General features: G+C 66.8%; 17 protein-coding genes and 1 pseudogene. 11 read left to right on the top strand and 7 right to left on the bottom strand.

What is annotated here, in order from left to right; all coding sequences use genetic code 11:
- Positions 1-115: 115 nt before the first annotated feature.
- The 5 genes from VHA82_RS10995 to VHA82_RS10975 form a co-directional block, all read right to left on the bottom strand.
- Complete coding sequence (locus VHA82_RS10995; RefSeq protein ID WP_325543472.1) at positions 116-1,174, bottom strand: SDR family oxidoreductase; 1,059 nt, start codon at positions 1,172-1,174, stop codon at positions 116-118.
- Between the two features lie 92 nt (positions 1,175-1,266).
- Positions 1,267-1,449, bottom strand: a complete 183-nt coding sequence (locus tag VHA82_RS10990; RefSeq protein WP_325543470.1) for a DUF3606 domain-containing protein — start codon at positions 1,447-1,449, stop codon at positions 1,267-1,269.
- Between the two features lie 19 nt (positions 1,450-1,468).
- Positions 1,469-1,885, bottom strand: a complete 417-nt coding sequence (locus VHA82_RS10985; protein ID WP_325543468.1) for a signal peptide prediction — start codon at positions 1,883-1,885, stop codon at positions 1,469-1,471.
- 194 nt (positions 1,886-2,079) lie between these two features.
- Positions 2,080-3,174 (bottom strand): chorismate synthase, encoded by a 1,095-nt coding sequence (gene aroC / locus VHA82_RS10980; RefSeq protein WP_325543466.1) that lies wholly within the window; start codon positions 3,172-3,174, stop codon positions 2,080-2,082.
- Between the two features lie 130 nt (positions 3,175-3,304).
- Positions 3,305-3,769, bottom strand: a complete 465-nt coding sequence (locus tag VHA82_RS10975) for a CBS domain-containing protein (RefSeq protein WP_325543464.1) — start codon at positions 3,767-3,769, stop codon at positions 3,305-3,307.
- A gap of 97 nt (positions 3,770-3,866) precedes the next feature.
- On the opposite strand from VHA82_RS10975, the gene VHA82_RS10970 reads away from it, so the two are divergent.
- From VHA82_RS10970 to VHA82_RS10945, 6 genes are read left to right on the top strand one after another with little or no spacing between them, the layout of a single operon-like run.
- A complete protein-coding gene (locus VHA82_RS10970) occupies positions 3,867-5,168 on the top strand; it encodes an O-acetylhomoserine aminocarboxypropyltransferase (RefSeq protein ID WP_325543462.1) in 1,302 nt (433 codons plus the stop codon).
- On the top strand, positions 5,168-5,974 hold the full coding sequence (locus VHA82_RS10965; RefSeq protein ID WP_325543460.1) for an alpha/beta hydrolase: 807 nt from the start codon (positions 5,168-5,170) through the stop codon (positions 5,972-5,974). The genes VHA82_RS10970 and VHA82_RS10965 overlap by 1 nt, the downstream gene beginning before the upstream one ends.
- Positions 5,971-6,957 (top strand): DUF2157 domain-containing protein, encoded by a 987-nt coding sequence (locus tag VHA82_RS10960; protein WP_325543458.1) that lies wholly within the window; start codon positions 5,971-5,973, stop codon positions 6,955-6,957. Before VHA82_RS10965 ends, VHA82_RS10960 begins: the two co-directional genes overlap by 4 nt.
- A complete protein-coding gene (locus VHA82_RS10955) occupies positions 6,950-8,596 on the top strand; it encodes a GDYXXLXY domain-containing protein (RefSeq protein ID WP_325543456.1) in 1,647 nt (548 codons plus the stop codon). The genes VHA82_RS10960 and VHA82_RS10955 overlap by 8 nt, the downstream gene beginning before the upstream one ends.
- Positions 8,597-8,636: 40 nt before the next feature.
- Complete coding sequence (locus VHA82_RS10950; RefSeq protein WP_325543454.1) at positions 8,637-9,008, top strand: hypothetical protein; 372 nt, start codon at positions 8,637-8,639, stop codon at positions 9,006-9,008.
- A complete protein-coding gene (locus VHA82_RS10945) occupies positions 9,008-10,264 on the top strand; it encodes a cytochrome P450 (protein WP_325543452.1) in 1,257 nt (418 codons plus the stop codon). Before VHA82_RS10950 ends, VHA82_RS10945 begins: the two co-directional genes overlap by 1 nt.
- Before the next feature lie 6 nt (positions 10,265-10,270).
- Here VHA82_RS10945 and VHA82_RS10940 read toward each other — a convergent pair whose 3' ends face one another.
- Together VHA82_RS10940 and VHA82_RS10935 are read right to left on the bottom strand one after the other, a co-directional pair.
- Positions 10,271-10,564: a hypothetical protein gene (locus VHA82_RS10940; RefSeq protein ID WP_325543450.1), complete on the bottom strand. Its 294-nt coding sequence runs from the start codon at positions 10,562-10,564 to the stop codon at positions 10,271-10,273.
- Positions 10,565-10,647: 83 nt separating this feature from the next.
- On the bottom strand, positions 10,648-11,850 hold the full coding sequence (locus VHA82_RS10935; protein WP_325543448.1) for a YihY family inner membrane protein: 1,203 nt from the start codon (positions 11,848-11,850) through the stop codon (positions 10,648-10,650).
- A gap of 25 nt (positions 11,851-11,875) precedes the next feature.
- Here VHA82_RS10935 and VHA82_RS10930 point away from each other — a divergent pair, with 25 nt between their 5' ends.
- The 5 genes and pseudogenes from VHA82_RS10930 (at position 11,876) to VHA82_RS10910 (ending at position 19,029) form a co-directional block, all read left to right on the top strand.
- On the top strand, positions 11,876-12,280 hold the full coding sequence (locus VHA82_RS10930) for a DUF2069 domain-containing protein (RefSeq protein ID WP_325543446.1): 405 nt from the start codon (positions 11,876-11,878) through the stop codon (positions 12,278-12,280).
- Positions 12,277-13,689 carry an FAD-binding oxidoreductase gene (locus VHA82_RS10925; protein WP_325543444.1) on the top strand — a complete coding sequence of 471 codons (1,413 nt, stop codon included), beginning with the start codon at positions 12,277-12,279 and terminating at the stop codon, positions 13,687-13,689. Before VHA82_RS10930 ends, VHA82_RS10925 begins: the two co-directional genes overlap by 4 nt.
- 123 nt (positions 13,690-13,812) lie before the next feature.
- Positions 13,813-14,280: pseudogene (gene thyA / locus VHA82_RS10920) on the top strand (thymidylate synthase); the annotation flags it as partial.
- A 210-nt stretch (positions 14,281-14,490) separates the two neighbouring features.
- Positions 14,491-18,246 (top strand): hypothetical protein, encoded by a 3,756-nt coding sequence (locus VHA82_RS10915; RefSeq protein ID WP_325543440.1) that lies wholly within the window; start codon positions 14,491-14,493, stop codon positions 18,244-18,246.
- A 57-nt stretch (positions 18,247-18,303) separates the two neighbouring features.
- Positions 18,304-19,029 carry a hypothetical protein gene (locus tag VHA82_RS10910; protein ID WP_325543438.1) on the top strand — a complete coding sequence of 242 codons (726 nt, stop codon included), beginning with the start codon at positions 18,304-18,306 and terminating at the stop codon, positions 19,027-19,029.
- Positions 19,030-19,152 lie beyond the last annotated feature (123 nt).

Here is a 19,152-nt window from a genome sequence, read left to right as displayed (position 1 = left end):
AAAGGTTACGCAGAGGACGCAGAGGACTGAAGAGGAAAAAATGAATTCTCTGCGTCCTCTGCGTAACCTTTGCGTCCTCTGCGTCCTCTTCCTCGAATTTCACACCGGAAAGAGGTCAACCGATCTGCCCCGTGACAGGCAGCACGATCCCCGTGATGAAACTCGCGCACACCGGCGAAGCGAGGAACACGTACGCGGGAGACAGCTCCTCCGGCTGCGCCGGACGCTTGAACACCGTGCTCTTGCCGAACTCGGTGATCTCCTCCGCGCTGCGGTCCGCGGGATTGAGCGGCGTCCACACCGGCCCGGGCGCCACGGCGTTCACGCGGATGCCCTTGTCGATCAAACTCTGCGCGAGCGACATCGTGAGCGCGTGGATCGCGCCCTTGGTGGCCGAATAGTCCAGCAGTTCCCCGCTGCCCTTCAAGCCCACGACCGATCCGGTGTTGATGATGCAGGAGCCTTCCTTCAGGTGCTTCACGGCGGCACGCGCCATGAAGAAGTAGCCGAAGATGTTCGTCTCCACCGTCTCCTTCAGCCGCTCGTCCGTGATGTCCTCCAGCGAATGCGCGTGCAGCTGGAACGCCGCGTTGTTCACGAGGATGTCCAGCCGCCCGAACGTCCGCACCGTCTTCTCCACGGCCTGCTCGCAGAACGCCGGGTCCTTCACGTCGCCCGGGATCAGCAGGCACTTGCGGCCTTCCCGTTCCACGTGCCGCTTCGTCTCCTCGGCGTCTTCGTGCGAGGCGAGATAGACGATCGCGACGTCCGCGCCTTCGCGCGCATAGAGCACCGACACCGCGCGGCCGATGCCGGAATCGCCGCCCGTGACGAGCGCGACCCTGTCCTTCAGCTTGCCGCTGCCCCGGTAGTCCGGCGCCTCGAAGCGCGGCTTCAGCTGCATGTCGGCTTCGACGCCGGGCTTTTGCAGATGCTGCGCGGGAATTTCCTGCGGCTGGCCGCGCGTGCCGGTCTGCGGCCCGGGCTTCCCGTCGCCGCCACCCTTCGCCTCGGGTGGCTCCTTGCGGTCCTGTTCGCGCTGCAGCGCGCGCTGCTTCTCGACGGTCGGGTCGTCGCTGTCGTGGGCGCTTTCGTGGGCGCTTTCGTGGGCACGGTCGTGGGCGCTGTCGCGAGCGCGGTCGGCGCCGCGGCCGGCGGGCTTCTTGTCTGCCATTGGGAGGCTCCTCGTTGCAAAGCCTTCATGGTCTCGCGAGCGGGCGAGCTCGCCGCGTCGCAAAGCGCGAACGCGCGCGTAGGAATCGGATGTCAGGCTTTCGGCCGCTCGCTCAGGTAGCGCCGCACCTCGGCCACCTGGTGGCCCGCGTGGTGGACCGCCTCGCGCAACTCTTCCATCGTGAGGTCGAAGATGCGGCACCAATAGAGCACGTCGGCCTGCTTGGTGAGGTCGATGACCGGCGATGCCGCGGGGGTGGGACTCTGGCCGTCCATGCGAAGCTCTCCTTGAATTTCAGGTCTGCGGCGCGCGCGGGTGCGACACCGCGTACGCCTCGCGCTCGAAGTGATTGTCGAGATAGGGGTGCCGCCCGCGCATGAGCTGCAGGAGGCTCGACAGGATGTATGCGGGCACGTAGGCCGGACCCCAGTGCTCGTATTGCCGCACGTGAACCTGCTCGTGCGCGCGCAGATGAGCAAGCGTGGGCAGGTCAACGCCGAGGATCACATGCCCGAAGGTGATGGCCGAAAACGACAAGCTCGGCGGCAGGCGACGGATGAGCGCGCCAAGCAGGCCGCCGCCGATCTCGAACGTGCCTTGCGCCCTGCGCCAGTCGGCACCCAGCAGGATCGCCACGCAGCCGAGCACCGCGCCCAGCAACGACCACGGCGCAGCCCAGCAGTACTTCGCAAGGCGGATCACGATCGGCATCACGAATCGAATGATGACCCAGCTTGGGGAGTTCGTGTTGTAAGGGCGTCAGGACTTTTTTTTTTGACGCAGAGGACGCAAAGTTACGCAGAGGACGCAAAAGAATTCAAGGGATTGATTCTTCTTTGCGTCCTCTGCGTAACCTTTGCGTCCTCTGCGTCGAAATCCTTCCTTCGCAAACCCCAAATCCCCGATCAAAGAAACGACGATTCGATCGGCACGGGCGGAACGACGTCGCCGTTTTGCGCACGCTGGCGCAGCGCATGTTCGATCACCACGAGCGCGAGCATGGCCTCGGCGATCGGCGTCGCGCGGATGCCGACGCACGGATCGTGGCGGCCCTTGGTGACGACCTGCGTGGATTGGCCCTCGATGTCGACCGTGTCGCGCGGCGTGAGGATGGAGCTCGTCGGCTTGATTGCAATCGAGACTTCCAGATCCTGACCCGTGCTGATGCCGCCGAGCGTGCCGCCCGCGTTGTTCGTGGCGAAGCCCTGCGGCGTGAGCGAGTCGCCGTGCACCGAGCCACGCTGCGTGACACTCGCGAAACCCGCGCCGATCTCCACCCCCTTCACCGCGTTGATGCCCATCATCGCCCAAGCGATGTCGGCGTCGAGCTTGTCGAAGAGCGGCTCGCCGAGCCCGACCGGCACGCCGGAGGCCGAAACGCGGATGCGCGCGCCGCACGAATCGCCCGCCTTGCGAAGGCTATCCATGTAGGCTTCGAGATGCGCGACGTCCGCGATCGGCGCGAAGAAAGGGTTGTTCGGCACGTGGTCCCAGCTTTCGAAGGGAATCGGCACGTCGCCCAGCTGCTGCATGCACCCACGAAAGGTGGTGCCGTATTTTTCCTTCAGCCACTTCTTCGCGACGGCGCCCGCGGCCACCATGGGCGCCGTGAGCCGCGCGGAGGATCGTCCGCCGCCGCGCGGATCGCGCAGGCCGTATTTCTGCAGGTAGGTGAAGTCTGCATGGCCGGGGCGGAACGTGCGCGCGATGTCGCCGTAGTCCTTGCTGCGCTGGTCCGTGTTGCGGATCAGGAGGCAGATGGGCGTGCCCGTGGTCTTGCCTTCGTGGACGCCGGAGAGGATTTCGACCTTGTCTTCTTCGCGGCGCTGGGTGACGTGGCGGCTGGTGCCGGGGCGGCGACGATCGAGGTCGGGCTGGATGTCGGCTTCGCAGAGCGCCATGCCGGGCGGGCAGCCGTCGATCACGCAGCCGATCGCGGGGCCATGGGATTCGCCGAAGTTGGTGACGGCGAAGAGGACGCCGAAGGTGTTTCCGCTCATGGGCGGATTATCCTTCCCCTCACCCCAACCCTCTCCCCCCAAGGGGAGAGGGAGCAATGCACGTCGTGGCCGTGGGGGTGGGGTAACCGGGGGATAACCGAGGGGTAACCGAAAGGCACCCCACCGCGACTCACAACTGCGCGCTCGGCTGCTCGTCCTCGCTCGACGGCCAATCCCGGATGTACGCCTTCAGCATCCGGTTCTCGAAATTCTGGCTGTCCACCACGGCCTTGGCGACGTCGTAGAAGCTGATCACGCCCATCAGCATCCGCTTGTCCATCACGGGCATGTACCGCGCGTGCCGCTCCAGCATCATGCGGCGCACCTCGTCGAGTTCGGTCTCCAGCGTGCAGGTCGTCGGGTGATCGTCCATCGCGCTGCGCACGGTGGAGGCGCCCGGCGCGTGCGCGTTGCGAACGATCGCCTGGATCACCTCGCGAAAGGTGAGCATGCCCACGAGGTCGCCATGCTCCATCACCACCAGTGAGCCGATGTCCTTGTCGGCCATCACCTCGATCGCGCGGGCGAGCGGCTCGTCGGGGGAAACCGTGTAGAGCGTATTGCCCTTCACTCGCAGGATGTCGCTGACTTTCATGATTTCCGCTCCTGGGCACCGATCCGGTCGGATGAATATAGCCCACAATGCGGGCCAGTTCCATAGCGGTCAGCAAGAGGTGGAGGCGACAGGAAAAATGGCTGGTTATTCCGACCCCGGCTTCGATACGCTCGCGCTTCACGCGGGCGCGGCACCCGACCCCGCGACCGGCGCGCGCGCGGTCCCGATCCACCTCACGACCTCGTTCGTGTTCGAGTCGAGCGACCACGCGGCGGCGCTCTTCAACATGGAACGCTCGGGCCACGTCTATTCGCGCATCAGCAACCCGACCAACGCCGTGTTCGAGCAGCGCATCGCCGCGCTCGAAGGCGGCGCGGGCGCGATCGCGACCGCGAGCGGCCAGGCGGCGCTGCACCTGGCCATCGCCACGCTCATGGGCGCGGGCTCGCACATCGTCGCGAGCACCGCGCTTTACGGCGGCTCGCAAAATCTCCTGCACTACACGCTCAGGCGCTTCGGCATCGAGACCACGTTCGTGAAGCCGCTCGACCTCGATGCCTGGCGCGCGGCCGTGCGGCCGAACACGAAGCTCTTCTTCGGCGAGACGCTCGGCAACCCGGGCCTCGACGTGCTCGACATCCCCGCGGTCGCGGCCATCGCCCACGACGCGGGCGTGCCGTTGCTGGTCGATTCGACTTTCACGACGCCTTACCTCATGAAGCCGCTCGCCCTCGGCGCGGACCTCGTCTACCACTCGGCCACGAAGTTCCTGTCGGGTCACGGCACGGTCATCGGCGGCGTGGTGGTCGATGGCGGCACGTTCGACTGGGGCCGCTCGGGCAAGTTCGAGGAGCTCACGGCGCCCTACGACGGTTTTCACGGCATGGTGTTCAGCGAGGAGTCGACCGTGGGCGCCTTCTTGCTGCGCGCGCGGCGCGAAGGCCTGCGCGACTTCGGCGCCTGCATGAGCCCGCACACCGCATGGCTCATCCTGCAGGGCGTGGAGACGCTGCCTCTGCGCATGCAGCGGCACGTGTCCAACACGGAAAAGGTGGTCGAATTCCTCGCGTCGCATCCCTTCGTGCGCAAAGTCGGCCATCCGCTGCTCGAGTCGCACCCGAGCCACGCGCTCGCGAAGAAGCTGCTGCCGCGCGGCGCGGGGTCGGTCTTCAGCTTCGACATGAAGGGCGATCGCGATCAGGGCCGCAGGTTCATCGAGACGCTCAGGCTCTTCAGCCACCTCGCCAACGTGGGCGACTGCCGCTCGCTCGTGATCCACCCGGCTTCGACCACGCACTTCCGCATGAACGACGAAGCGCTCGCCGCCGCCGGCATCGGCCAGGGGACGATTCGCCTTTCGATCGGCCTCGAGGACCCCGACGACCTCATCGACGACCTGAGGCGCGCGCTGAAAGCCGCCGAGAAGGCGAGCGCGTGATGGACATCCTCGTCGAAGGCCACAGGACGTTCTGCTACACGGGCGGCAAGCCGTTCGATCCCGCGAAGCCGACCATCGTGTTCGTGCACGGGGTGCTCAACGACCACAGCGTGTGGATCCTGCAGTCGCGCTACTTCGCCAACCACGGCTTCAACGTGCTCGCGGTGGACCTGCCCGGGCATTGCAGGAGCGAGGGCGAGCCACCCCGCAGTGTCGAAGAAGCCGCGAGCTTCGTCGTCGCGCTGCTGGACGCCGCCGGCGCGACGAAGGCCGCGCTCGTCGGCCACAGCTTCGGCGCGCTCACCGTGCTCGAAGCCGCCTCGCGCATCCCGCAGCGCGTCACGCATCTCGCGCTCGTGGGCATCGCCTATCCAATGAAAGTCTCGGCGGCGTTGCTGGAAACTTCGCTCCGCGAGCCGATGAAGGCGATCGACATGGTCAACGTGTACTCGCATTCGCTGCTCGCCCCGCCGCCCTCCGCGCTCGGGCCGGGCACGTGGCTCTACGGCAGCTCGCGCGCGCTCATGAAACGCGTGCTGGCAAGCAACGCGAAGGTGAACGTCTTCCATCGCGGCTTCGTCGCGTGCGACACCTACGCGGGTGGCGAAGCGGCCATCGCGAAGGTGCGCTCGCCGATCCTCTTCGTGCTCGGGCGCAACGACTCGATGACGCTGCCGAAGATGGCGAAGCCGCTGCAGCAAAAGGCCACCCATGCGCGCACGGTGGTGGTCGAAGGCGGCCACCAGATGATGCTCGAAGCGCCCGATGCGGTGCTGGCCGCGCTGAAGGAATTCGTCGCGCAATGAATCTCCGGCTCGCGGTCTACGAGTGGATCGATCGCTTCGGACTGGACGAGGCGCGTGCCGCCGCGCTCTTGCGGGTGGCGGGCTTCGAGGAGGAGCCGCCCGCGCTCGCGCGGCGCTTCTGGCCCGCGGTCGCGATCGCGGCGGCCGCTCTCGCGGGGTTCGGGGTGATCCTGTGGCTCGCCGCCAACTGGGACGACATGGGCCGGATGGGCCGCTTCGCCTTGCTCGAAGCGGCCGTCCTCGGCTCGGCGGCGGGTGCGGTGCTGCGGCCCGCCTGGCGAGCACCGCTCGCTTTGCTCGCCATGCTGTGCATCGGCGGGCTCTTCGCCTACTTCGGGCAGACCTACCAGACGGGCGCTGACGCGTGGCAGCTCTTCGCGCTCTGGGCCGTGCTCGCGCTGCCCATCGCGCTCGGAGCGCGCAGCGACGCCGTGTGGACACCGTGGGCGATCGTCGCCGTCACCGCGATCGCGGGCTGGCTCTACGCGCACGCCGGCCACCGCTTCGGCTGGCAGGCCGATGCGCCGGGCACGTATTTCGCCGCGTGGCTCGCCTGCGTCGCGCTCGTCGCGATGTTCGCGGGCGCCGCGGGGCGATGGCTCGGCGCGGGAGCATGGACCTTGCGCACGGCCGGCGCGCTCGCCGTGGTGCTCGTCACGTTCACGGGACTCCTTGCGCTGTTCGATCGGCACATCGCGCCGCACTACTGGGTCGCGTTGCTGCTCTTCGCTGCGGTGGCACTGGTGCTCGCGAAGGGCATCGCCTTCGACGTGTTCCTGCTGAGCGCGGTGGCGCTCGGCCTGGACACACTGCTCGTGGCAGGCGTCGCGCGGTGGATGTTCTTCGACCGGACCGACGCCCTGCGCGACCCCATCGGCCAGCTGTTCCTGATCGGCCTGCTCGCGGCCGGGCTCCTGGCCGTGTCGGTGAGCTGGGTCCTCAGGCTCGCCCGCGAGCACCGCGGAAGCGACGGCCATGTCTGAGGCGTCCGCCCAACCATCGCGCGTGCGCGAAACGTACGAAACGTACGAACGGGCCGTGCGCGAAGGGCTGCTGCCCGCCGGCGTGCCGCCCGTGGAGCAGGAAACACGCCCGTGGCCCGTGCTGCTGCTCACCGCGCTCGGCGCATGGCTCGCGGCCATCCCGCTGCTGCTCGTGGTCGGGATGCTGCTTGGGGACTTGCTGCGGCACAACGCCGGCCTCGACCTGGTCGGGCTCCTGCTCCTGGGCGGCGCGTTCGTCGTGCTGCGCGGACGCGGCGTGCCGGTGTTCGTCGAGCAGCTCGCGCTCATCGCGCTCGTCGTGGGCGCCGGCTCGCTCGCGGCGGGGCTGGACCGGGATCTGGGTTCGCGCGGCGCCGCGGCTGTGCTGATGGCCATTGCGCTGGGCTTCGCCTGGGCGATTCCCCGGCCCTGGCTGCGCAACCTGCTGGGCGTGGCCGGGGGCGCGCTTGCGATCTTCGTCGTGGTGCCGCACGAACGCGGACGGTTCCCGCTCCTCGGGGGCTTCTGGTTCGCGCTGCACCTCGCGCTGGGCGCGTGGCTCGCGGCACTCGCCGTTCAGGCGCGCTGGCGCGATGCGAAGGGCGCGCGGCATGCGGCGGCGCTCGAACCCATCGCCGCCGGATGGCTCCTCGCCACGCTCGCCGGCCTCGCGTGGTGGGCCGGCATGACATTCCTTTTGGGCGGCGTGCTGGGCGGCGCGGGCAGTCTCCTGCAGGGAGGCGGCTCGCAGTCGCTCATCCAGGCTTCGGTGCTGCGAGCGGGCTCGGCGCTCGCGGCGGCCGGTGGCGCTTACGCGATCTGGCGCGCATGGCCCGCGCTGCGGCAGCCGCTGGCCCTCGCGGTGTACGCCGTGCTCGTCTTGCTGAGCGCATTCATGCCGACCCTCGGCGCGGTGCTGCTCGCGCTGGCCGTCACGGCGACGAGCCGCCGCTGGCGGCTTGCCGCTGCTTCGGCATTCGCCGCCGCGTGGATCGTCGGCGCGTTCTACTACCGGCTCGACTGGACGCTCGCGACCAAGGGGCTCGTGATGTTCGCAGCGGGCACGCTGCTCGCCGCCGCAGCGTGGCTCGCGCGGGATCGCGTCGCGGTGTCGACCCCGACGACCCGCGAAACGTTCGATCGCCGCGCGGCCCTGCTCGTGGGCCTGGGTGCCGTCGCAACACTCGCCTTCGCGAACTACGCGATCCGCCGGAACGAATCGCTGATCGCCGAAGGCGGCAAGGTCTTCGTGCGCCTCGCGCCGGTGGACCCGCGCTCGCTCATGCAAGGCGACTACATGCGCCTTGACTTCCAGCTTCCCGCAAGCGTGGAGACACAGGTGCAGGGCCTCGTCGCGCTCGAGCGCCCCTTCGTCGTGGTGAAGCTCGACGAGCGGCGCGTGGCGCAGCCGCTTCGCATTGTGCGCAACGTCGAGACGGTCGCGCCCGACGAAATGCCGATCGAGCTCACGCCCAAAGGCGGCCGCTGGACGCTCGTGAGCGACGCCTGGTTCTTCCGCGAGGGCGACGGCAAGCGCTGGCAGGCGGCGCGCTACGCGGAATTCCGCGTTTTGCCCGACGGCCGAGCGCTCCTCGTGGGGCTCGCCGACGAAAACCTCCAGCCGATCGCGATTCGCTAAGATCGCCTGGCGACTGCAACCCTCAGCGAGAATCCCTGCCATGCAAACCGTGACCGCCTCGCCCATTTCGGAGATCGATGCCGTTCAGATCACCGACGACGGCCTCTACATGCTGCTGCATTGCAAGGACGGCAACGGGCGCCCCATCGTGCTCGCGTTTCCGGAAGACCAGCTGAAGGTGATGATCGCCTGCTGCGCGTCGGCGCGGCGCAGCAGCAACCGCATGCTCAAGTCCGAGCCGCTGAAGGGCGTGTTCGATACGGACGGATGCGAAATCGACCTGCCGGCGGATGCGAAGGACGCTCTCCTCACGCTCACGATCGAAGGCGGCGGGCACCTGCGCTTCTTCATGGACGACGCGCTGCTGAAGCCCCTGTACGAAACGCTGCGCGGCCGCTTCGAGGCCAGCTGATGGATGCCGCCCGTGCGCGCGAGATCGCGTCGGGCTTCGACTTGCGCGCGCTGCCCGCGGACTTCTACGCGGACCCTTATCCCGTCTACGACGCGCTGCGCGAGGCCGAGCCGGTGCGCCGCATGCCCGACGGCTCGTTCTTCCTCACGCGCTATGCGGACGTCGTCTCGGTGTACCGCGACGCGCACGTCTTCAGCTCGGACAAGAAGGTGGAGTTCACGCCCAAGTACGGACCGGGCGCGCCTCTCCTGGAACACCACACCACGAGCCTCGTCTTCAACGATCCGCCGCTGCACACCCGCGTGAGGAGCCTCATCATGGGCGCGCTCACGCGCCGCGCGATCGCGCAGATGGAGCCGGAACTCGTCGCGCTCGTGGAGCGCCTGCTCGACGGCATCGAAGCGCGCCGGGGCGGCGACCTGGTGGAGGACTTCGCCTGCGCGATCCCGGTGGAGATCGTCGGCAACCTGCTCGCCGTGCCGCGCGCCGACCGCGCGCCGCTGCGCGGCTGGTCGCTCGCGATCCTCGGTGCGCTGGAGCCGAAGCTCACGCCCGAGCAGGAAGCACTCGGCAACCGTGCCGTCGTCGAATTCACGGCCTACCTGCGCGACCTCGTGGCCGACCGGCGCAGGCACCCCGGCGACGCGGAGCACGACGTGCTCACGCGCCTCATCCAGGGCGGCGCCGACGGTGAGCAGCTGACCGAGCCGGAACTGCTGCAAAACTGCGTCTTCATCCTGAACGCGGGCCACGAGACCACGACCAACCTGATCGGCAACGCGCTCGTCGCGCTCGAGGCGTGGCCCGAGGAGAAGGCGCGGTTGCTTCGCACGATCGGAGCCCGTCCCGACTGGGCCGCGCTCGAGCCCGCGATGACGCTTGCGGTCGACGAGTTCCTGCGCTTCGAATCGTCCAATCAGCTCGGCAACAGGCGCGCGTTGCGGGCGTGCGAAGTCGGCGGCGTGGCGATGGCCGAAGGCGCGCTCGTCACGCTGTGCATCGGCGCGGCCAACCGCGATCCGGCGCAGTTCGAACGTCCAAACTGGCTCGACGTGGGCCGCGCGAACAACCGCCATCTCGCCTTCGGGTTCGGCATCCACCAATGCGCGGGGCTCAGCCTCGCGCGGCTGGAAGGCCGCGTCGCGATCGGGCGATTCCTCGCCCGCTTTCCGCGCTACCGGCTCACGCAAGCGCCCACGCGAGGCGGGCGGGCGCGCTTCAGGGGCTTCCTGAAGGCGCCCTTCGCCACCGCCTGAGGCGCTTCACTTCGCGACGTACCCCGGCGTGAAGACGTTGTGCGCGGGCCAGACCTCGACCTTGGGCTCGGTCTGGATGCCGGCCTTGTGCACGCCGGGCATGAGCCGCTGCTCGACGAAGGCCTGGAAGTCCTGCGCGTTGTCCCACAGGTCCGCGACGCGCAGCCCCTTGTCGCTGATCGCGGCGACGTGAAAGAGCCCGCCCTTCGGATGATCCACCTGGAAATTCACCAGCTCGCAGACCTTGTCGTACTGGGCGGGCGTGACGCCGTCCCATTGCATGATCATCAGCACTGCCATCTCGGCCTCCATGGGTTGGGTGGCGAAAGCACATCGCTTCCGCACCGCACCGTATACGCGCGGCGGCGCGCGCCGGATTCAGCCTACAAGACGTCCGCGAGCCGCACCTCGCCGAAATGCCCGCTCGCCCACAGCTTCTCGGTGGCGGGCGTATCGGCCAGCAGCAACGCCCGCACGAGCGGCGCGACGAGCGTCGAGCGCGGGTCCGCAAGCAGGATGAAGCGCGTCGCGGATTCGTCGGCCACCTCGTTCAGGCGCCCCACCCAGCCGAGCTCCACGAGCGTTTCGAGCACGGGTTCGAGCTGCAGGCCGTCCACGTCCATGCGCTGAAGGAGCTGTGGCGCGCTCAAGCCGCGCGAGGGGGTCGCGGCCGCCTCCACGAGGTGACGCAGCACGTCCAGCGCGAGCTGGAACTGCCAGCCCTGCCCGCCCACGCGGCGGCTCGCGCCCGCAAGCAGGCTCGGCAGGTAGGCCGCGATCACGGCGCCCAGCAGCACGATCACCCATGCCATGTAGATCCACACGAGCAGGATCGGCAGCGTCGCGAACGCGCCGTAGACGAGCGAATACGTGGGCACCGAGGCGATGTACCAGGCGAGCATCCGCTTGGCCAGTTCGATGCCGGCGGCGCCGAAGAGGCCGCCCGCCCACGCGTGCGCGGGGCGCACGGGGACGTTGGGCACATAGCGGTAGACGGCGGTGAGCGCGCAGGCGAGCAGCGCGAACTGCACGAGATCGAGCGCCACCTGCACCGCGCCGGGCATCGCGCCCACGAGCCCGCGCGAGGCGGAGATCACGTAGGACGTGATGCTCAGGCTCGCCGCGAGCAGCACCGGCCCGAGCGTCATCACGGCCCAGTAGATGAGGATGCGCTGCGAAAGCGGCCGCGGCCTTCGCACGCGCCAGATGCCGTTGAGCGTGCGGTCGATGGTGAGCACGAGCGCGAGCGCCGTCACCATGAGCGCGGCGAAGCCCGCGGCGCCCAGGCGGCTCGCCTTGCCCGCGAACTGCGTGAGATAGCCGAGCACCTGCCGCGCGATCGATTCGGGCACGAGGCTTTGCACGAGCCAGGCCTGCAGCGTCGCCTGCAGCTTGGCGAACATCGGAAACGCCGTGAAAATCGAAAGGACCACGGCGAAAAAGGGCACGAGCGCGATCGTCGTCGTGAACGTGAGGCTGCTGGCCGACAGGCCGAGCCGGTCCTCGCGGAAGCGTTCGTAGAGCGTGAGGGCGGTCGACCGCCAGGGAAAACGTGAGAGGTCGCCTGCGAGGCGTCGTGCATCCATCGGCCGCTATGATGCCACTCGCACCATGAATGTCCCCGAGAGCGAACCGAAGGCGCCGCCCGCCGTGGAAGCCACGCGCTGGCTGGCGGTCGCGAGCCTGCTCGCCCTGATCGCGCTTGGGCTCGCGTGGGAACTGTGGCTCGCGCCGCAGGCCGCGCGCGCGGTCTGGGCGCTCAAGGTCCTGCCCCTCACCGTCCCCGTGAAGGGGCTGCTCGTGCGGCGGCTCTACACGTACCGCTGGGTGAGCCTGCTCGTCTGGCCCTACTTCATGGAAGGCGTCGTGCTCTGGAACGACCGGGCGCCGGTCGCGGCGCTCGCCCGCATCGAGGTGCTGCTGTGCGTCGCGCTCTTCGCGGCCTGCGCGATCCACGTGCGGCTGCGGCTCGGACCATCGCGCAAATCGGTAGACACGGCATCATCCCCGTCATGAGCGGAATCTTCGACTCCCTTCGTTCGATCGTCGGCGCGGCGCACGTGCTGCATGAAGGCGACCTCGCCGCCTGGGAACAGGACTGGCGCAAGCGCGCGCGCGGCAAGGCGCTCGCGGTCGTGCGGCCCGGCACGACGGGCGAAGTGGCCGCCGTCGTGCGCGCCTGCGCCGCACAGGGGGTCTCCATCGTGCCGCAAGGCGGCAACACCGGGCTCGTGGGCGGCTCCACGCCCGACGACAGCGGCACGCAGGTCGTGCTGAGCCTCGCGCGGATGAACAAGGTGCGCGACATCGACGCGGCCAACCTCACCCTCACGGCCGAAGCCGGATGCGTGCTGCAGGCCCTGCAGCAAGCCGCGCACGATGCGGACCTCCTCCTGCCGCTCAGCCTCGCGGCCGAGGGCAGCTGCACGATCGGCGGCAACCTCTCCACCAACGCGGGCGGCACGCAGGTGCTTCGCTACGGCAACGCGCGCGAGCTGTGCCTGGGCCTGGAAGTGGTCACCGCGCAAGGCGAAGTGCTGCAGGGCCTCACCGGCCTGCGCAAGGACAACACGGGCTACGACCTGCGCGATCTTTTCATCGGCAGCGAAGGCACGCTCGGCATCATCACCGCGGCCACGCTCAAGCTCTACCCGCAGCCCGCGAGTTCGCTCACGGCGTGGATCGCCGTGCCCTCGCTGGAAGAAGCGGTGCATCTGCTCGGCCTCGCGCACAAGGTGCTCGGCGCATCCCTCACGGGCTTCGAGGTGATGGGGCAGTTCGCGCTGTCGCTCGTCGCGCGCCACTTCAGGCAGCTTCGCGTGCCGCTTTACGAGGCGAGCCCGTATTGCGTGCTCATCGAAAACGCCGACAGCGAGTCCGAAGCGCATGCGCACGCCCTCTTCGAGCAGTTGCTGGAACAGGCGATCGAGGATGGCTCGGCGACCGACGCCGTGGTCGCGGCGAATCTGCAGCAGGCAAGCCAGCTCTGGCACATCCGCGAAGCGATCCCGCTCGCGCAGGCCGAGGAGGGTCTGAACATCAAGCACGACATCTCGCTGCCGGTGTCGAGGATCGCGGCGTTCTGCGCCGAAACGGATGCGGCGCTCGCGCGCGAGATTGCCGGCGTGCGGCTCGTGAATTTCGGCCATCTGGGCGACGGCAACCTGCACTACAACGTGCAGGCGCCGGTGGGCGGCGACCCGGCGGCCTTCCTCGACACCCACGAGGCGCGCGTGAACGCGCTCGTGTACGACGCGGTCACGCGCTTCGGCGGCTCGATCTCGGCCGAACACGGCATCGGCGCCTTCAAGGTGGAGACGCTTCCGAAGTACAAGTCGCCCGTGGCTATGGAGCTGATGCGGGCCATCAAGCTGGCGCTGGACCCGAAGGGGACTCTGAATCCAGGGCGGGTGGTGCTCCTATGATGCGAAGATGGGCAAAGACGATATCGACGAACCCGCGAGCACGCTCTTGACCCGCGAGGTACTTCCACGCCAACGGGCGGCACTGCCCGGCAAGGCTCCAACGCATGCGAAAGGGAATGGCCAGTGACCGCGCCTCATCCTGTCCGCTCCCAGTACGAAGACTTCATGCGCCACGTCTACACGCACGGCACGCACAAGTCCGACCGTACGGGCACCGGAACCCGAAGCGTCTTCGGCTACCAGATGCGATTCGACCTCGCCGAGGGCTTCCCGCTCGTCACGACGAAGAAGGTCCATCTCAAATCCGTCATCTACGAGCTGCTCTGGTTCCTGCAGGGCTCGGGCAACAACAACTGGCTGCGCGAACGCGGCGTGACGATCTGGGACGAATGGGCCCGCGAGGACGGCGACCTGGGCCCGGTCTACGGCGTGCAATGGAGAAGCTGGCCCACGCCCGAGGGCGGCCACGTCGACCAGATCGCGCAGGCGGTGAACACGATCCGCACGAATCCCGATTCGCGCCGCATCATCGTGAGCGCATGGAACGTGGCGGACATCCCGAAGATGGCGCTCGCGCCGTGCCTGCTTTTTGTGGCATCAGACCGGTTCCCGCGCGCCCTAAGCCGTTGTCAGCAAAAGAGAAAACGACTACTCGGGCGCAGGAATCAGCACCTCCGTGCCGGAGGTGCCCGCAGCCTTGGTGCCGACGGTTCGGCGCGTCGCGGCTCTGGGTTCTGGTAGCAGGTCGCCAAGCGCCCTGCCCTACGCTCGCTGCAGTGCGGCAGGCGCACGGGAGTATTCATGTCGCAAGTGCCGCTTCCTCCCGGGTCGTTGCCGCCGTTCCTTGGCAGCATCGCTCCGCAAATCGGCCACCCGAAGATTGACCTGCTCGCAAAGGTTCTGCGCAACTACGACCTGGAGCGAACGGTTGCCGCGGTCGCCGGCATGTTCACAGTGCCGTCCTACCAAGCGAATGCCTTCCGGCTCGAAATCCTCGTCCACATTGCCGTGTCTTGCTGTGACGGCAAAACGCGCGTTGAACCTCGCCATCTAGACACTTGGCTCAATCGGCAGCTTGGGGTCTTCGACATCGCAAAGATGGAAGACCCAGCGGAGGACGCGTTCGTCCTGAACGTGCTGACGTCAGTGGGGGACTTCCGCGTCTTTCCCGGCCTCTTCGAGGGTGCCGATGCAGCCACGACCTACCTGATTGCTGCTGTGGGCCGGATTTTTGACTCCAAGCCGTGCCCTTGGCTGGACCAAGCGCTCGCTCTGCTCGCACTGTCTGACGCGGTGGCCCAGAAGAGCGGCCTGCAGCGGTGGGCACACGAGCCCTCTGTGGACAAGGCTGCCATGGCCATCCACTCCCGAGCACCTGTAGCTAAGTGGGCCGAACGGGTGACGTTCACGCCACAGGAACTCAAGGCGCTCGGCATTGCGCAGGACCTGCTGGAGCCGTTTTTCTACGACCTAGGAAAGCGCGAGGGCCTGGTCAACGAAAACAGCCATGACTCCGCGCTGCACTACCAGCCACTGGTGCGCATCGGGGACAAGCTCGTCCTCGCCTTGCCCGCCTCAGTGACCTACGCAGTGCGCAAGCACCTGGTCACCTGCGCCGCCAAGGCGTCTCGGCTGGGCGAGCTCCACGCGGCGTTGATGAATCAGGCATCGCACCGTGTGGTTGGTCTGTCCCTGCATGGCAGCAGACATGGCGCGGAGTTGGTGAAGCTTCCAGCGCATCTGCGCCGTGTGGACCAAACTTGCTCGAGCGCGGTCGTGAGAGTCGGCGAGAGGCGCTTCCTGCACCACCTCCTCGTGTCGGAGGACATCGTCAGGTTCGCCACGCACGGTCTCAAGCTGCCGATGGAGCCGTCCGGAGAAGACGAGGCCGCAATCGCGATGCACACGATGCAGTTGCAGGAGTACTTGGAGAAAGAGTACGAGGTCGACTCGGGCCACACCCTCTACATCGCAGGACTCCTAGGGCAAGGCATAAAGACAAAGCCCTTCGAAGACCGGGACCGCTGGACGTTCTCGGTGGCCCGACTGAGCGACTTGGAACTGCTTTACACCGACTCCGAGTATCCCCTGGACCGCCTCATCCTGCTTCTGAACCAACTCAAGGAGCAGGAAGACAAGGGGCTGCTGCACATCCCATTCGACAACGGGCTACTGAATCTCTACTCCTACTGGGTGCAGCAGAACTTCACTCTACGCGTCCCAGAAGCAGGACACAGCCAGCCGCTCGTGTTGCAAATCGCGACCGACCACCTTCTTCCTTACCGGCTGGAGCGCCGCCGTTTGGTGGACGAGCACTGCGAGCCACTGCGCGCCGGATTCACTGTCGTCCAGCGTGCGAACTACGCTTCCATCTACCGCAACATCCGCGGGCTCCCCGTCTATGTCAGCTTGGACCTGATTGTTGGCGGGGTGCTGGCATTCTGCGTTCATGCCGGGCATAGCACTTTGTGGGTCGTGGTCCTGACCTCACGGGAGGCACTAGCGAGCAAGACCGCGTTCGAACTCTGGGAGGCGCTTCAGTTCCTCGTGTACCGCGCCGTCCAGGCGGATTGCCCTACTTTCGAGACTCACAGCCCTGAAATCGTCGTTGACTTCAGACAGCTTGTGGTCGATGCTGCCGACTTTGACAAGGAAGGCGAACCGCACGAGCAAGAACCTCGCGACACCCAACTGCACCTAAGGAGAGGGAAAGGACGGCCTGTTGCCTTCATCGAGGTTGGCGCCGGCTTCATGCAGAACTTCGGCGAGGTTGAGAACAAGGGCGAACAGTCTCTCCTTGCGACTGTCTTGCGCGCGATGTGGGCTCTGAGCACGACTCCGGAGAAGGCGAACGAAGACTTCGGCGCGCGCGCCCTGGAGTACCTGGGCGGACCTGGAGCGCGCGTGATGCACACGCTGCGTGTCTCCTCGGCCGCGGAGCACATGGCCGGCATCAGCGACAGACGCGTCTACACGCAGCCCGAGGAGTCCATCCGGTTCTGGCTGAACTCCGCGTTCATCTGGCGTCCGGCACCCGGCAAGCCCGAGAAAGTGGCAGTGGACGAGAGCTCCGCACTGCTTAATGAGGCAGTCACTCAGCACGCTGCTGGCCTCCAAGGCGCCTTGAAGCAGTACAACCGCGTCGCCCTCATTAGCGAGCTGCTCACGTGCTACGAGACGATGCTGCGCGACAAGCAACGCTGGAAGGCGACAGCGCGCGCGGTGCGCTCCCTCTATGGGCCTGAGGAAGCGCTGCGAGCGGCCTTGAAGGTCGACCAAGAGCGAGCGCAGACCCAAATCGCAATGCGGGCTCTCATCGAGGCAGCCACATGTGAATGCAAGGACGCTGGAGGGCTCCTGCCCGATGGCCACCGCATCGACGACCTAGTCGGCAGGATGGCGGCCCTAACGAACATGGGTCGGGACTCCGACGCTTTGCACTTCGGCTTGGCGAGCCAAGGCATCACCATTTATCCCAACGGGAGCTACGTGCTCGCAGCTGACGTTCTGGGCCAAATGGCCAAGCCGTTTCTCGGCGAGTCGTTCGGGGGCCAGTATGAAGCGGCCGCCAGAGACTACGAGAGCTGGTTCAGGAGAGAACCCACGCCGGTCTCTGCCAAGACAACGTCTTTCTTCAACGAACCCAAGTTCCAAGACGCCTGGCTCAAGGAGTACGGACTCACCTTCACGGCCTTTCGTGAGATTGCCGCCCAACTCGAAGACACAGCCGTCGAGCGCGGCGCGCCGGTGGTCACCTGCACCATCGAGGAGATTGCGCAGGCGCGAAAAGACGATGGCATCACTGTGGCCGATGTACGGGCCTTCCTGGATTCGTTCGGGCTCCCACGCCGGCCGACCTGGCTCGCCGGCCCCGACATTCCTGCCAAGTTCGTCAACCCTTGGCGCTTTGAGCGCCCACTTTCATTGAGCTTGCGGCCCTTGGTCGTGCTGGACGCGCACGGAACCCAGTTCACGTATGGCATCGCGATGGCCAGGGAGGCCTTCGGCTACGTGTTGGACAGCATCAAGTCGGCGAGCTTCGACAAGGACGTATTCAAGTCCACGGAGATGCGGGCGTGGCTTGGCGGAAGGGTCGACGAGCTGGGCCGGGAGTTCACTGAGATGGTCGCCGAACAGCTTCGCGCCTTGGGCTGGCAAGCGAAGACCGAAGTCGCGATGACACAGCTGGGAGCCCTGAAGAAGGACGGCATGGGAGACGTCGACGTTCTGGCCTGGAAGGACGGGCGCGTCCTCATCGTCGAGTGCAAGCGGCTCAAACAGTCCCGCACGGTGGCCGAAATCGCCTTGGCCTGTGACCGCTTCAAAGGCAACGTCGGAGACAAGCTGCACCGACACCTCCGGCGCTTTGCCTGGCTGCAGGCCAACCAAGCCGGGCTTGCCAAGTTCATCGGGCATCGCACAAGCGCGCTCAAGCTGCAAGGGCCCCTCGTGGTCAGCCGCGCTGTGCCATTCAAATACCTGCAAGGCCTTCCGATTGCAGCGACGGAGATACTCCAGAACACCGTGCTTCAGGATTACATCGCGAGTTCCAGCTGACGAAGCCTCGAGCAAAGGGCAAGCCCGCAAACAAAGACACAACAAAGGAGGAGTGACATGCCAGGAGAGCAACCGAATCAGCCGCATGAAGGGCATCCGCAGGAGTTGCCTGAGAGACCCCGGCTTCCAGGGTTCGACCCGCGCTCTGTCTTTGAAGACGCCCCTGGCATCCGGCTCGGCGAAGGCATCTTCGTGGTGGGAGGCGAATGGAGGCAGGTCCTTGGCCGGCTGGCCGCTTGTTATCTCAAGTTCCGCGATGCTGACAACCGCATGTACTTCCGCGGGGTCACGGTCATCGCACCGCCGAAGGCTGCTTGGGACCACTCCGATGAAGACATTCAGAAAGCTGTTCTGGACGGCATGGCTGACATCGACGGCGCGCATCTGCCGCAGGATGTCGTCCCGCACTTTCTTGCCCGTTTTCTAATCGTGCGCGGAGACCGGTTCGACGTGGCTCCAGTTGCTGAGGCCGTGGCTGCTAGCGGTGAGCGTCAAGTCGTCCTGATTCCGGAGGCAAGCAAGTACCGGGACCCGTCACTGCAGCAGCAGTTCGGATTGGGCCGAACGAGCTCACTTCTTCCGGAGGACGTCTGGGTGCCCCACTCTGCCCGGTTGGGCGAGTCCTGTACTGCACAGGCGGAGCCACTTGGCAGCGTCATCGTGTTTCACGCCCCCGAAGACTTCCTCGTCAAACGCGAGAACATGGATGCCCTGAGCGCCGTGGACCTCCTGTACCCGCTCATTTTGGGCTACCAAGGTCAGGGATGTCACCTTCCACCGTAATCAGGCCACTTCGTTTCCGGCGTAATCAGGCCAGTCGGGTTCGCCGGGACCGGCTGGTGTTTTCGGCATATTCAGGCCAGTCGTTTCCGGCGTAATCAGGCCAGGCGGGCATCTCGAGCCAAC

Origin of the sequence: Ramlibacter sp., assembly GCF_035548915.1 — a bacterium.
Taxonomy (GTDB): domain Bacteria; phylum Pseudomonadota; class Gammaproteobacteria; order Burkholderiales; family Burkholderiaceae_C; genus Ramlibacter.
Note: the sequence above shows the minus strand (reverse complement) of the source record. Positions and strands in the feature narration are given on the sequence as shown.